General features: G+C 64.0%; 16 protein-coding genes and 1 pseudogene. 2 read left to right on the forward strand and 15 right to left on the reverse strand.

Going from position 1 to position 14,244, the window contains the following annotated elements; translation table 11 throughout:
• Positions 1-329 (reverse strand): HD domain-containing protein (locus tag AXW67_RS44195; RefSeq protein WP_245315673.1); only part of this gene is annotated, 329 nt, incomplete at its 3' end.
• Between the two features lie 123 nt (positions 330-452).
• Between AXW67_RS44195 and erpA the strand changes: the two genes are divergently transcribed.
• On the forward strand, positions 453-782 hold the full coding sequence (gene erpA / locus AXW67_RS22440; RefSeq protein ID WP_027550779.1) for an iron-sulfur cluster insertion protein ErpA: 330 nt from the start codon (positions 453-455) through the stop codon (positions 780-782).
• Positions 783-786: 4 nt separating this feature from the next.
• Here the strand turns inward: erpA and AXW67_RS22445 are convergent.
• Both AXW67_RS22445 and AXW67_RS44200 read right to left on the reverse strand, forming a co-directional pair.
• Positions 787-2,784: ATP-binding protein (locus AXW67_RS22445; RefSeq protein ID WP_245315675.1), on the reverse strand; the 1,998-nt coding region annotated here is incomplete at its 5' end.
• Position 2,785: 1 nt separating this feature from the next.
• Positions 2,786-3,111: pseudogene (locus tag AXW67_RS44200) on the reverse strand (PAS domain-containing sensor histidine kinase); the annotation flags it as partial.
• Positions 3,112-3,256: 145 nt separating this feature from the next.
• Between AXW67_RS44200 and xth the strand changes: the two are divergent.
• On the forward strand, positions 3,257-4,060 hold the full coding sequence (gene xth / locus AXW67_RS22450) for an exodeoxyribonuclease III (RefSeq protein ID WP_063679604.1): 804 nt from the start codon (positions 3,257-3,259) through the stop codon (positions 4,058-4,060).
• Positions 4,061-4,135: 75 nt separating this feature from the next.
• Here xth and AXW67_RS22455 read toward each other — a convergent pair whose 3' ends face one another.
• The 12 genes from AXW67_RS22455 to AXW67_RS22510 form a co-directional block, all read right to left on the reverse strand.
• Positions 4,136-4,963 carry a tetratricopeptide repeat protein gene (locus tag AXW67_RS22455; RefSeq protein ID WP_027550776.1) on the reverse strand — a complete coding sequence of 276 codons (828 nt, stop codon included), beginning with the start codon at positions 4,961-4,963 and terminating at the stop codon, positions 4,136-4,138.
• The gene (gene ilvD, locus AXW67_RS22460; protein WP_027550775.1) at positions 4,950-6,674 is read right to left on the reverse strand and encodes a dihydroxy-acid dehydratase; all 1,725 of its coding nucleotides are present in this window, start codon (positions 6,672-6,674) and stop codon (positions 4,950-4,952) included. Before ilvD ends, AXW67_RS22455 begins: the two co-directional genes overlap by 14 nt.
• Positions 6,675-7,328: 654 nt before the next feature.
• A complete protein-coding gene (locus AXW67_RS22465) occupies positions 7,329-8,222 on the reverse strand; it encodes a YncE family protein (RefSeq protein WP_145927785.1) in 894 nt (297 codons plus the stop codon).
• 14 nt (positions 8,223-8,236) lie between these two features.
• Positions 8,237-8,983 carry a sulfite exporter TauE/SafE family protein gene (locus AXW67_RS22470; protein ID WP_063679606.1) on the reverse strand — a complete coding sequence of 249 codons (747 nt, stop codon included), beginning with the start codon at positions 8,981-8,983 and terminating at the stop codon, positions 8,237-8,239.
• A 108-nt stretch (positions 8,984-9,091) separates the two neighbouring features.
• On the reverse strand, positions 9,092-10,039 hold the full coding sequence (locus AXW67_RS22475) for a DUF1259 domain-containing protein (protein ID WP_063679607.1): 948 nt from the start codon (positions 10,037-10,039) through the stop codon (positions 9,092-9,094).
• Positions 10,040-10,074: 35 nt separating this feature from the next.
• Positions 10,075-10,308, reverse strand: coding sequence for a hypothetical protein (locus AXW67_RS22480; protein ID WP_063679677.1), 234 nt, complete (start codon positions 10,306-10,308; stop codon positions 10,075-10,077).
• Positions 10,309-10,349: 41 nt separating this feature from the next.
• Complete coding sequence (locus tag AXW67_RS44205; RefSeq protein ID WP_063679608.1) at positions 10,350-10,604, reverse strand: hypothetical protein; 255 nt, start codon at positions 10,602-10,604, stop codon at positions 10,350-10,352.
• A 272-nt stretch (positions 10,605-10,876) separates the two neighbouring features.
• A complete protein-coding gene (locus tag AXW67_RS22490) occupies positions 10,877-11,647 on the reverse strand; it encodes a CbtA family protein (RefSeq protein WP_063679609.1) in 771 nt (256 codons plus the stop codon).
• Positions 11,648-11,657: 10 nt separating this feature from the next.
• Positions 11,658-11,849, reverse strand: coding sequence for a CbtB domain-containing protein (locus AXW67_RS22495; protein ID WP_035684023.1), 192 nt, complete (start codon positions 11,847-11,849; stop codon positions 11,658-11,660).
• Positions 11,846-12,142, reverse strand: a complete 297-nt coding sequence (locus AXW67_RS22500) for a hypothetical protein (RefSeq protein ID WP_063679610.1) — start codon at positions 12,140-12,142, stop codon at positions 11,846-11,848. The genes AXW67_RS22495 and AXW67_RS22500 overlap by 4 nt, the downstream gene beginning before the upstream one ends.
• Positions 12,139-12,720, reverse strand: a complete 582-nt coding sequence (locus tag AXW67_RS22505; RefSeq protein ID WP_063679611.1) for a hypothetical protein — start codon at positions 12,718-12,720, stop codon at positions 12,139-12,141. The genes AXW67_RS22500 and AXW67_RS22505 overlap by 4 nt, the downstream gene beginning before the upstream one ends.
• 52 nt (positions 12,721-12,772) lie before the next feature.
• Positions 12,773-14,244, reverse strand: a 1,472-nt coding sequence (locus AXW67_RS22510; protein ID WP_245315677.1) for a TonB-dependent receptor plug domain-containing protein, incomplete at its 5' end; no start/stop codon positions are given.

The following is a 14,244-nucleotide window of genomic DNA, read 5'->3' on the forward strand; positions in this document are numbered from 1 at the left end:
TGGCCGAACGGCGGGTGACCCAGATCATGGGCCAGTGCCAGGGTCTCCGTGAGGTCCTCGTCCAGTCCGAGTTGCCGGGCCAGCGCGCGGGCGATCTGCGCCACTTCCAGCGAGTGGGTCAGCCGGGTGCGATAGTGGTCACCCTCATGGAACACGAATACCTGGGTCTTGTACTTGAGGCGGCGGAAGGCGGTAGAATGGATCACGCGGTCGCAATCGCGCCGGAACGGGCTGCGAGTCCGGCTCGGCGGCTCCGCGACCAGCCGGCCGCGACTGCGATCGGGATCACATGCATAGGGTGCGCGGGGGGCAGCCATTCCGACGGACACGACGAATTTAGTCCCTATCCATTTGATTCTGCGGACCCTTGCACTTAACTATGCCGGACGCGGGATACCAACTGAATTGGGCAAGTGAACTTGGTATGACTGCGCTGCGACCGGAGGCGAACGATGACGACTGACGTGACCATCAGCGACCGCGCAGCACGCCGGATTGGGGAGATCCTCAAGGGCGAAGGTTCCGGCGCGATGCTGCGGATCTCGGTCGAGGGCGGCGGTTGCTCCGGCTTTCAGTATAAGTTCGACATCGACCGCGCGCGTGCCGACGACGATCTCGTGATCGAACGGGACAGCGCTGTGGTGCTGGTCGATTCCGCGTCCCGGCCATTCCTGGCAGGATCCGAGGTCGATTTCGTCGACGATCTGATCGGCGCCTCGTTCCGCGTCAACAATCCCAACGCGACCGCTTCCTGCGGCTGCGGGACGAGTTTTTCGATCTGACAGGCTAGGCGCCGGTTATCTGCCTTTCCTCGTCCGTCCAATCCGCGTCGACCGGCAACAGCTCCGGCTGAAGCGGGGCCTCCTCCGACCCCACGTGGTCCAGCGCCCGCAGCAGCGCCGCGACCAGCGCGGGCTTGCGCAAGGGCTTGGCCAGGAAGTCTGACATTCCCGCCTCGCGGCAGATCTTGACGTCCTCGGGGAAGGCGTTGGCTGTCAGCGCGGTGATGGGCAAGGCCGTGAACCGGTCGCCTTGCGCGCGGATCGCCCGGGTCGCGGCAAGGCCATCCATGTCTGGCATGCGCACGTCCATCAGGACGACGTCGTAATCGCCTTCGGACGCCGCCTGCACGGCCTCGACACCATCGGTGACGACGCGAAGATCGACGTCGAAGGCGCCCAGCATCTTGCTAACGACCATGCGGTTGACGGCATCATCCTCCGCAACGAGCACCTTCAGCGGCCGATCGAGCGCGGCGATGCGGGCCTTGAGCTCGTCTTCTTCGTCGCGGGCGGCGTCCTGCTCCGACGCCAACGCCTGGCTCCAGGGCAGCACCAGCGTGAAACGGAACGTCGAGCCCTCGCCCGGCGTCGAGGTGACGCCGATGGTGCCGCCCATCTGCTCGATGATGCGCCGGGAGATCGCGAGTCCAAGCCCAGTGCCGCCGAAACGACGGCTGATCGAGGCGTCGGCCTGCGAGAAGTCAGTGAACAGCTTGCCGACCTTCTCCGGCGCGATACCGATGCCGCTGTCGGTCACGGTCCATTCGACGGTGGCAAGCAGGTCGCGCCGCGCCTGGCAGGTCGCGGCGATTGTCACTTCGCCGGCGTCGGTGAATTTCACGGCATTGGAGGCGAGGTTGAGCAGCACCTGTCGGATGCGCGCGACGTCGCCGCGCAGCGTCGGCGGCAGGGTGGGGTCGAGCTCGATCTTGACGGCCAGCCCCTTGCTCTTGGCGCTCGCCCGCACCACGGTCGCGACCGCCTCGACCAGCGCCTGCGGAGCAAAATCGATCGCTTCGAACGCGAAGCGTCCGGCCTCGAGCTTGGAGAGATCGAGAATGTCGTTGAGGATGCGCTGAAGGTTGTCGCCGCACTCGCGGATCGTGGTGACGGCCTCGTGCTGCTCCGGATCGAGCTTGGCCTCTAGCAGCATGCTGGCGAGCCCGAGCACGCCGTTCATGGGCGTGCGGATCTCATGGCTCATCACCGCCAAAAAGTCCGACTTGGCGCGGCTCTCCGCCTCCGCCTTCTCGGCGCGCCAGCGCTCAGTCACGTCGCGTCCAAAGCCGCGATAGCCGAGGAACTGGCCGTCGCGGTCATATGCAGGCTTGGCCGTCAGCGACCACAGCCGCGCCTCGCCGCCGGCGACCACCTTGATGCTCATCTCATGCAGCGGCTCGCCCTGCTCCATCAGGCCGACGACGTTGTAGGCCGCCGTCTTGTCCTCGGGACACAGCATGTCGAGCACGTCGACGAAGTGCGATCCCTTCAACAGCGGAAGCGGGAGCTGCGCGACGGCTGCGAAGCGCTCGGGCACGTCGGTGAGATGCCCCTCGGCGTCGGTCTGCCACAGCCAATCGCTGGCATTCTCCTGAAATTCCTTCAGCAGCAGCGAGATGATCTCGGTCTGCCGTTCGAGTGCGAGCTGGGCCTTCAGGTTGCCGAGGAAGAGGTTGCCCTGCGAGACGATGTTGCGCGCCATGAAGAACGCGAACAGCAGCAGGAACCCCGAGGTCACGAGATACGGCCCGGCGCCGCACAGCAGCAGCGCGCCGGCGCAGGCGATGGTCATGGTCGCGAGATAGACGAGGCCTGCACGCGGGAAGGTCGACAGGGTGAAGGCACCGCCGGACATCATGCCGACCATCGGGCAGGCGAGGATGAGCTGGCCGGTCGGCTCGATCCGGCTGAACAGCGCAAGCGGCAGCGTGCCCCAGATCGCCGCGAGGAAAAACGCCTGCCGCATCATCTGCCGCGTGGCGCGGGGCGAGGCCTCCTGCGGNTTCTGGTGCGCCCGCCGCCACGAGCGCAGCGCGAGCGAGGCGGTGGTGGCGAGAGTGATGCCCCATATCGCCAGGAAGCTGTTCCAGCCCCTACCCCAGAACAGGATCAGCACGATCGCGACCGTGAGCAGGTTCACGGCCATCGTCACCGGGATCAGCCGCGTCACCGCATCGACCTGCTTGGCGCGGATGCGGCGCATCTCGCGCTCGCTGAGATCGGCGGTCAGGCCGTCCTCGATCTCGAAGCCGCCGAGCCAATACAGGAACGCGCCGACGAGGCCGTCACGCGGCTGATGTCGACTTGAGGACTTTTCGGGCCATCCCATCCGAGCAACCTTTTTGGCATCAATGGCAGAGGGGCCGCTTAAGTCGGGTTAATTTTGTGGGTGATTTTGCGCCGGGCAGGCCGCCGCCTTGACGGGCGCGTTTGCAGTTTGTTCTAACGGTGGCCCCGCCTGGAGCCGCCCGACAATGCCCATCAGAGTAGCCACCTGGAACGTGAACTCGGTCCGACAGCGGATCGATCTTCTGCTCACATGGCTCAGGGAATGCCAACCGGACATCGTCTGCCTCCAGGAAATCAAATGCGTGGACGAGGCCTTCCCACGGCTTGAGATCGAGGCACTCGGCTACAACGTCGTCACTCATGGACAGAAGACGTTCAACGGCGTCGCCCTGCTCTCCAAATTCCGCTTCGACGAGACCAAGTCAGGGCTCGCCGGTGACGACGAGGACGCGCACGCTCGCTTCCTCGAAGGCGTAGTGACGCTCAAGCGCGGGGTGCTGCGCATCGCCTGCCTCTATCTGCCCAACGGCAATCCAGTGGGCAGCGACAAATATCCCTACAAGCTCAAATGGATGTCGCGACTTCTTGAGTATTCGAAGGAGCGCCTTAAGACCGAGGAGCCGCTGATCCTCGCAGGCGACTTTAACGTCATCCCGGCTGCGCGCGACGTCTACAACCCGTCTGCCTGGACCGAGGACGCCCTGTTCAAGGCCGAGACGCGCGAGAGCTTTCAGTCCCTGCTCGGCCTCGGCCTGACCGACGCGCTGCGGGCGGTCACGGATGAGCCTGGGCTCTACACCTTCTGGGACTATCAGGCCGGCGCCTGGCAGAAGAATCAGGGCCTGCGCATCGACCATCTGTTGATGTCGCCGCAGGCGAGCGACCGGCTCGCCAATGTCGGCATCGACAGCTACGTGCGTGGCTGGGAGAAGCCCTCGGACCACGTGCCGGTATGGGCGGATCTGGATTTCGAGGCGGTCTTGAACTGAGGCAGTGCGAGCTTCGGTGAGGTGGCGGCCCGGGCACGGCGCCAAGGCGCCTTTGCCCACCCTATGCGGCGCCGATCAGTCCCGGCGGCCCTGCACCCACTGCTCGAGCATTTGCAGGCACATCGCGCGGTCGTCGTCGGAGGCCTTGGCGAAGGCGCGGTTGTAGCTTTCCTTGATCCAGGTCTCGTCGGCACCGGCGCTGTCACGCGCCAGGGTCAGCCACATCAGGCCGCGCGCGGCCTGCCGCGGCAGGCGGTCGCCGTTGAAGAGCATCTGGCCAAGCAGCGCCTGCGCCTCGTGCTGGCCCTTCTGCGCGGCAAGCCCGAGCCAGCGCGCGCCATAGCGGAAATCCTCGCGCGAGGCGTCCGGCGTCTTCAGATACAGGCGGGCGAGATCGTACTGCGCATCCGCATTGCCGAAATAGGACGCGGCATAAGAGAACATCTCCCGAGCCCGGTCTGGATCGGCCTTGATCTTCGAGTTCGGGATGCCGGCGAGGTAGTAGCGGCCGAGAGCGACGAAGGCGTTGGCGACGATCTGCGCCTGCGGCGCCGACGGGCTGTCCTCGGCATGGGCGTTGGCGATGCGGCTGAAATATTCGAACGCGCGCAGGTCGTCCTGGGCAACGCCGTCGCCATTGGCGTACATGCGGCCGAGCTTCCACTGCGCGATGGGGTGACCGCCTTCGGCAGCATATTGCAGGGCGCTGAGCGAGGTTTCCTGGGTGGTCGCGGCCGGCGGTACAGCCTTGCGCAGCGCACCCGCAGCGCTCGGCGCCGCCGTGACCACCGGGATCGCGGTATCCTTCTGGTTGACCGGCGCGCCGTCGAAGGCGAGCGCAGGTGCGGCCAGCGCAACAGCCCCGAACGCAAACGCAACTATGGTACGCCTAGATGTCCGCATAGCACTGCTTCTCGTGCGCGCCACCCGGATGGGTTACTGCCCCACCGACTGCTGGTCCAACTTGCTGAGCGTATTTCCAGAGCGCACCTGACGTATGGTTTGTCGCGCGAGGCCGCCACTTGGTCTGGCGCTGGGCGAGCTCAGAGTCGCTCAATTTTACGTTAAGGGTACCGGCGACGGCGTCGATCTCGATGATGTCGCCGTCCTCGAGCAGCCCGATCGGGCCGCCAACGGCCGCCTCGGGCCCGACATGGCCGATGCAGAAGCCGCGGGTGGCGCCGGAGAACCGGCCGTCGGTGATGAGCGCGATCTTGCCGCCCATGCCCTGGCCGGTCAGCGCCGCTGTGGTCTGGAGCATTTCCCGCATGCCAGGACCGCCCTTCGGCCCCTCGTAGCGGATCACGATGACTTCGCCTTCGCGATAGGTGCGCTTCTGGACCGCCTCGAAAGCGTCCTCCTCACGGTCAAAGCACCGGGCTGGGCCGGTAAACCTGAGGTTGGACATTCCCGCGACTTTCACGATCGCACCTTCTGGCGCCAAATTGCCCTTCAGACCCACCACACCGCCTGTCACGGTGATCGGCTTGTCTGCCGGGTGCACCACATCCTGGTGCGGATTCCATTTCACGCTCTTGAGGTTTTCGGCGATCGTGCGGCCCGTGACGGTGAGGCAGTCACCGTGCAGGAAGCCGTTGTCGAGCAGCGTCTTCATCAGAAGCGGTATGCCGCCAACTTCAAACATGTCTTTGGCGACATAACGGCCACCCGGCTTCAAATCCGCGACATATGGTGTCTTTTTGAAGATTTCAGCGACGTCGAACAGGTCGAACTTGATGCCGGCTTCGTGAGCGATCGCCGGCAGGTGCAGTGCAGCATTGGTCGAGCCGCCGGAAGCCGCGACCACAGCCGCCGCGTTTTCCAGGGACTTACGGGTGACGATGTCGCGCGGCCGGATGTTGTCAGCGATCAGGTCCATGACCTTCTCGCCCGCGGTCATGCAGAAGGCATCTCGGATTTCATACGGCGCAGGGGCGCCGGCCGAGTACGGCAGCGCGAGCCCAATGGCCTCCGAGACCGTCGCCATGGTGTTGGCGGTGAACTGCGCACCGCAGGCTCCTGCCGAAGGGCACGCCACACGCTCGATCTCGTCGAGGTCCTCGTCGGACATGGCGCCGACGGAATGCTTGCCGACCGCCTCGAACATGTCCTGGACGGTAACCTGCTGCCCGCGGAAGTTGCCGGGCAGAATCGAGCCGCCATAGATGAAGATCGATGGCACGTTGAGGCGGAGCATCGCCATCATCATGCCCGGCAGCGACTTGTCGCAGCCGGCAAGACCGACGAGGGCGTCATAGGCGTGGCCACGAACGGTCAACTCGACGGAGTCGGCGATGCATTCGCGCGATGGCAGCGACGAGCGCATGCCGTCATGGCCCATGGCGATGCCGTCGGTGACGGTGATAGTGCAGAATTCCCGCGGTGTGCCGCCAGCCGACGCGACGCCCTTCTTCACCGCCTGGGCTTGGCGCATCAGGGCGATGTTACAGGGGGCGGCCTCATTCCAGCAGGAGGCGACGCCGACGAAGGGCTGGTGGATCTGCTCGGTGGTCAGACCCATGGCGTAGAAGTACGAGCGATGGGGCGCGCGCGCAGGGCCTTCCGTCACGTGACGGCTCGGCAGCCTCTGCTTGATGTTGGTCTTCGCGTCCATCGCTAACCAGTTTCTCCAGCCAACCCTTTCAGACCCGAAAAATCAGACCCAAGATTTGAATCGACCTTGGGATTTTCTCGTCGCCTGCGTCGGCCGTCGCCTGCCCTAAAGGATTAGAGCGATTTTATTCATGTCAGGGTGTGGCTAAAAAGCGGCGCTAACGCGAACGGACTGCGACGAGGGTTAAATCGCCGAGGGATGTTGCATAGACAGCACAATCGTGGCTCGCAGGACACGGATAGGCTTACTGACATACCTTTCGCATGACATCGCTCCACAACTTCAGATTTCGCAACGGTGTCTGCGCGCCCGCGCTTGTCGCAATGACGGTGCGCACCTGAACTGAGTCGCCGCTGCCGACCCTTCCGTCGTGGCCGGGCTTGTCCGGGCTCCGCCGGGTTCTCGATGCTAGCTAGGGCCAGCAAAGCTTCAACGAAGACGGCAAGCCTGAGCACGACGACTGCAGTTGTGAGTTTCGCCTGCCTTCACCTCGTCATTGCGAGCGCAGCGAAGCAATCCAGATTGTCGCCTCGGAAAGACGCTGGATTGCTTCGCTGCGCTCGCAATGACAGAGCAAGGCGCGGCGTCGGTCTTCGGCTTGCATTCGAAACTGCAGACACAGCTTCGCATTCTCGCGGCTGCTCGCGCTGTTCCTTAATCGCCCAGCACCAGTACGCCGCCATGCCTCGGCGAAATCACGTAAAGCCGGTTGGGCACGACGATCGCCGTGGTATGCGCCCCTTCCGCCGTCACCGTCTGCATTCTGCTTCGGGTCCTTGGATCGATCGTCTCAATCAGGCCGGGATCGCCGATCGCCACATGTACCCGGCCGGTCGCCGGGTTGAAGAACGCGACATCAGGCGGCCCGGCAATCGGCCATACATTGGTGACCTTCCCGGATGTGCTGTCGACTTCGACCAGACCGCCGTCGTCGCAGGCCGCGTAGAGACGATTGCGGGCATGATCGATATCGAGGCCATGCGCGCCGCCGCACGGCAGCGGCCAATGAGCGACGTCGTCCAGGTCGCGCATCCGCGCCGTCAGGATCATCGACGGTTCGCGGATGCAGAGGAATACACGCTCCGCGTTCGCGTCAGTGACGCACCAGCGCGGTCTGCCCGGCAGATCGATCGCCCGCTGCGTAACCTCCTTCAGATTGATGACCTGAAGCGTTGGGCCCTGAAGGGCATCGCCGATGCACGCGGCTATGCCGATACCCAGGCGCTTGACGATCGCGGCACCGTTGGGCCGTGGCCCCGATGGGAAGACGCCTTTGATGTCGTAGCTCCTCGCGTCCAACCAGGTGATCGTTGCGGCACCGCGATTGGTCGTCAGGATATCCCCATCGTCGGCGACGGCACCGGCGACCGCCGGAAATCCCGCAAGCGTCGCAATGTGCTTTTGCCTATCGTGGTCGATGACCTCGATGCAATCGCGCGCGGTATGCGCGATGAAAATGCGACGCGTCCTGGGATCGTACGCGGCGTGATCGAAGTCGCTGTTCAAACCGTTGGGTATGGGGATAACGCCAAAAGTCTCCAAGGGCATGGTGGCCTCCTGACCTAGCGGGGAGCAAACGGCGACACGGACACGATCAACGACAGGCCCGAGAACAGCAGAAGCACCAACACGGTCTTTCGGAACGTCTCGTCGTCAATCTTTCCGAACAGCCTGAAGCCCAACCAAAGGCCGGCGATCATGAAGGGGATGCCGAGCGCGTAGAGCGCCAACGTGTCCCTGGTGATGGTGCCCGCGGCGGCTTGGGACAGCGAGATCACCACGAATGCCGCGAACAGCACCGGCTGGAACACGGCGCGCTGCAGCTCCTTGGGCCAGCCGCGCCATTGGCAGGAGATCGTCGAGATCACGCCGCCGAGTCCAGTCAAGCCACCAAGCAAGCCGTTCGACAGGCCGATCGCGATGTCGGCTCCGGTTCCGATCTTCATCGGAGCGAACGCCGGCCGCACCAGGCCGTAGATCGCATAGGCAATCAGCAGCACCCCGACGCCAAACCGAAGATAGGCAGGATTGAGGTAGGTCAGAATGCTGACGCCGATGGGCACGCCGATCACGGTCCCGAGTGCGAGTGGCCAGGCCTTTCGCAAGTTGAGGACATGCCGCAGCTTGAGGATGCCATAGCCCTGCGTGAAGAGGCCGTAGCCAGCAATCAAGGTGGCGGTTTGCACCGGCGTGATGATGTGCAGCCATACGCCTGATACAACGAGGCCCATGGCGAAGCCGGAAAAGCCACTGACGAAGCCGCCGACGAGGGCGGCAAGAGCAAAGACAACGAAGCCAAGTCCATCCATGGGATCGCTCCCCCCGAAAACGAGGTAGCGAGCACTTGGATGGAGATCCATCTGATGGGGAGGCCGCGGATCCCCACACTACAGCAGGTTTTCCGTCCGTGCCGGCCGTCAGCTCTTCGTGCTCGCCGTCTTGTCGAGCGCGGCGCGCAGGCCCCTGGCGAGCTTGATCGCGTCGTCGTTTGCCCAGAAGTGCATGAAGAACATCCGTGGCTGCTCGTTCAGCATGTGGCTGTGCAGCGCCGTCACCTCGATTCCGTTTGTCCGCAATGCGGCGATCACCGGGTTCACCTCCTCACCCGTCAGGATGAAGTCGCCGGTGATTGCGGCTTTGCCAGCGCCGGTCGGCTGGAAGTTGATACCGATTGCGACCCCCATCGGTCCGACCGGGGCCAGTGGCATGCCGCCTTCGGTGATGGGATCGCGCCGCGGCACATTGAATTGATAGACGCCGCCATTGGCCTGTCCCTTGACGCCGATAATCTGATCAAGCTGTGCAGTGTCGAGATCGATCGCGGGCGGCGGGCTGGCCGGTGCCGCTGCCGTCAACGGGGTCTTGCTTTCGGCGAGCGCATCGTGGACTGCCGTAGCAAGCTTGGCCGGTTCGCCGTGTCCCAGGATATGCATGTAGAACGTCGCCGGGTTGGCGCGCAGCAGGTGATTGTGCACGGCAGTGATTTCAATCCCGCTCGCAATCATCTTGGCCATCACCGGACTGATCTCGGACTCGAGCAGGACCAGATCGCCCATGGCCATAACGCCGCCATGGGCAGGCTTGAATGCGACCCAGCCCCCGAGCGCGAGCGCCGGCTTGATTGTCACGCCATCGAGCATCACGGCGAGATCGGATCGCGGAAAACCGTAGCGATGAACGTCGCCGCTGACGGCGGGCTTTCTTCCCAGCGCCTCATCGACCTTTTGCCAGTCGACATCTTCCGCCGCTTGCGCCGTCGAAATGAATGGTTCTGCGAACTTGCGCCAATCGGCCGCCTGCGCGCTCGCGCCGAGGGCGAAGAGCCAAGCGCTGGCGCCAATCAACACGGAGATTCTGCTTCGCATTTTTCTGCTCCTTGAATCAGATGTCTCTCGCGAACTTATTTCTGCTGCTTGATCTGGCCGCTGCTGTCGACAACGAGCCGAACTTGCTTGCCATCCTTCACCGCCTGAACGACCGTGCCTTCAGCGGTCGACTTGATGTCGCTAACCTCCGAGTAGCCGGCGGCCAGGACCCTGGCGGCAAGCTCCTCTCTGGTCAGGGCTTGCGCGGGCGACAATCCACCCGCAATCGCCAGCAACATGGCGGCAGAAGAGATGACCTGATTGCGCATGATTATTCTCCTGGTTGTCGCTCTGCCCCAGGTGATGAAGTTCAGGGATCGCCGGCCCATAGTCTGTCTTCTTGAAGACGCTCGGCATCCGACTGTTCCAGATCGTTGTCGTAGATTCGCGACAGGCCGAGCGAGACCGCGAGCACACCGGCGGCGGAAAGGCCGGAGACCACCGTATCCGCGGCCCGCTTCGCGCGAGTCGACGGCACCGATCGGTCGGAAAAGTCTGTCAGGAAAATCTGAGGTGTATGGAGACATGCTGCGCCCTTCGTGATCAGGACGCGATTCTTCGGCATGTCGCCTCGCGGGGAGATCGCTTTCCCCGTGACATGAATTAGACCCCTCAACCGTGTCCTATGTCAACCCGCGCGCGTTCACGATCGGCGAGGAACCGAGCCGCGTTTTTTTCAATTCGGACCTTCCGCCGCGTTGATATCAAGGTTCCACCAGCCTGCGCGCTCAGCGCTGCCTACGGCTTTCTCCAGGGCGCCTGGCCGTTTGGGCTTGTCGAGATGATCTGGTCAGCTGTTGCGCTACGGCGGCGGCGCGCAGCGAAGCCGGACCGGACTTAGGCAGGCCGGTCCGCGTTACGATCGAACCGCGCGAAGATCGTGCTCGTCAGCGAACCGAGGAGGCTCCAGAAGACCAGGCTCGTCAGCGTCACCGCGACCATGAACTGATGCGACAGCGAGGACGGCACGTTGGTCTCGACGTGCTGCAACTCCGGCGCGCCGATCAGATGCGGCAATGTCAGCAGGATCACGCCGGCGATTGCCGCCGGCACCGTGCGGCGAAAGACGATCAGTGCGAGGCCGGCGGCCGTCGCCAGCACGGCGGCCAGCCACCAGATCTGGCGCGACAGCAGCGGCGCGGTGGGCACGCCAGGCAGCTCCGGCGGCAGGCCGAGGCCGGGCGCGATTGTGAAGACGGCAAAGCCCGCCAAGCCCCATAACAGGCCTTCGTGCCAGGAAATGCTCTCCCCGGTCGCGCCGCTACGGACCGCAAAGAAGCCGGCGAGGAGCAGCGCGAAGCCGATCGCGGTCAGCACGTTCGCGACGGCCGTGTAGGCATTGCGCTCCAGCCCCTCCCGCGGCTCCCAGCCCGCGGCGCCATGGTCATGGTCGGCGTGGCTGTGCCCCGCATGATCATGGCCGGCCGCAGCCGCCTGCGGCGCCGCCGCCGAATCATGCTCGTGCTGGTGCGTCTCCGCCGCCTTCTCGAAGACCTCGGCCTTCAGGATCAGGGGGACGGTGCCGAACTGCTGGGCGACCGTGACGATGAGACCAACGATGAAACCGGCGATGACCGACGAGAAGACGATCGAGCGAAACGTGCCCATGCCACCCCGGTCAGTGGCAGGGGAACGCGTTCGAATGGCGCACATCGTGCGCGGCGTTGTGGATGACATCGATGTGGGAGAAGCCCACGACGCCGACGATGAACACGCCGAGCACCATGGCCATCAGGGCCTGCGAAAGCCGCCCCACTTGCCCGGCTGCGACCGGCAGATGCGTAACCTGGGCATTCGTGAGCTGGCTCATAGCTGTTCTCCACTTGCGATTTGGGCGTCTTCTAGCAGCTTCCGGGCGATGTCGCGACTGGTAAGATGCAGGCTCGTACCCGCCGGAATGGCCTTGCAGGCGATCTTGGCGCCGGCGGCGGCCCGAAAAGCCTCCTCAAAGCGCCGGAAATAGCCGAGGCACTCCTCTGGCGAGGGCTCCGAGCCGAGCAGGGTCCGGAATGCCCCCCGATGCACGGCGCAGATCGCGCCGTGTCCCTGGACCGGAAAGACCAGGGACGTGATGTCGGCGCGCCAGTGAACTTCCGCGTTCAAGTCGAGATCGCGCGTCCCCGCCCGAACGGATTGATCAGGCGGACGATTTCACAGGCGGCGACGAGGCCGGCCAGCCAGACGGCGCTGAGCAGCCCGAGCCGGGTCACGATAGCGGCAGTGAAGGCCATCTGGCCGCCGAGGAACGGGGTCGCGGCGAACAGCGCGAGCTCATAGGCGGCGTAGGCACAGACGAGCGTGAGCGCGAGCACCAGCGGCCTGCGGTTCTGCGGCAACACGCCGAGAACGGCCGACGACACCGCGGTCGCGACTAGCGCGGCGCCGCCGATGACAAAGCCCCAGGCGATGGTGCCGACATCGACCGGATAATGCAGCGCACCGAATCCGATGGTCTGGTTGACGAGCCACGCGCCGCTCACGACCAGCAGTGCCGGCGCGAGCCGCAGCATCGCCGCCGCCACCACGGCAAACGCCGCAAACGGTGTCGCACAGGCCAGCGCAAAGCTCGCCAGCGCGCACGCGGCGGTCAGCAACGCGAAGCAAAACAGCGCCGCATGACGCGGCTCGACCGGATGCAGACGAAATCGGTCGGCGTGAGACGGCAGAATGTCGAAAGCCATGAATGATCTCCTGATTGGGAACTCTAGCACATTTTTCTCCTCGGCTACTTCGCTATTTCACGCCATAGCTCGCAATACGGATGCCGCCGAACACGCCGAGACCAGGCGCAAGGAATCCGGTCGGGTTCTGGTAGTGCAGGTTGAAGAGGTTATCGACACGAGTGAACACCTTGACCTCATCGTTGACCGCATAGTCGCCGCGCAAATTGACGAGCGTGTAGCCGGGCGTAACGATCCCGGACACCGAACCGTCGCGCGTGACATCCCGCCAGTCGCTGACGTGGAGCACCGTCGCTGACAGCATAAGCGGATCGATCGGCATCCAGGTCGCTGCCGCGCTCCACTTCTCCTGTGGCCGGCGCAACAGCTGCAGCCCTGTTGCGGCATCGACGGCGCGGGTGAAAGTGTAGTCGGCGCGAATGCCAAAGCGCTCCGTGACCTGCGCCCAGACGAAGCTCTCGGTGCCCTCGGTCGTCGCGAGATTTACGTTCGCATAGGACGTGAAGGTGGCGTTGGTGGTGATGAGGTTGGTGATGCTGTTGTGGAAATAGGTCGAGCCGAACCGGATGCGGTCGTTGAACAGCGGCTGCTCGAAGCCGACATCATAGCCTTCGCTTTGCTCCGGCTTCAGGTTCGGATTCCCGAAGAAGCCGAAGGTCGGGAAATTCTGATAGAGCTCACTCAGCGTGGGCGCCTTGAAGCCAGTCCCGTAGCTCGCCTTCAGCTTGGTCTCGGTCACCGGAACGATCAGGGCCGGCGCGACACGATAGGTCGCGTGCTCGCCGAACTGGTCGTTGTGGTCATTGCGGATGTTGGTGACGAGGAAGAAGCGCCTTGCAAACTCCGACTGCAGTTCGATGAAGCCGGCCTTGTTGCCGTTCTCCGCCGAGAATCCCGTCGTGTCCATCCGCTCGGTCTGCTGCTCGGCTCCGACGATCAGATTGTTGCCACGCGCGAGCTCGGTGACGGCATGCCAGTCGTATTTGATGCGCTCGCCGGTCGTGATCGTCGCCAGGGGATCGCCGGGGCCGATGTCGTTGCTGCGGCTGCTAGCATAGTTCACACCGAAATAATTCCGGATGCGGCCATCGAGCAGCGACCAGACCGTCTCTTCGCGGTTGAAGAGCTGCTGCACCGCATGCGTGCTCTGCGTCGCATTTGGTACGCTCGGAAAGCCGCCGTCGCCGGTGAACAGCAGCGTCGCGTCGGTATAGCGGACGACGCTGTTGACGGACCAGTTCTCGTTGATGTCGAGCCCGAGCTTGGTCGAATAGGTCATGTTGTCGTAGTTGTTGCCGTTCGCTTTTTGGCCGGGCGGCAGCAACTGAAGCGGCGTCACGGGGATGTCGCCCGCATGGAAATGTGCGACGTTGAACGCATAGTTGAAATTGTCCTGGGCGCCGCTCAGGCCCACGGTCTGGTTGAACGTGTTGAACGATCCGGTCTCGATCGAGGTCGTCGCACGCGGCGGCCCCTCGCCCTTCCTCGTCACGATCGAGATCACGCCTCCGATCGCATCCGAGC

This window comes from Bradyrhizobium neotropicale, assembly GCF_001641695.1.
Lineage (GTDB): Bacteria > Pseudomonadota > Alphaproteobacteria > Rhizobiales > Xanthobacteraceae > Bradyrhizobium > Bradyrhizobium neotropicale.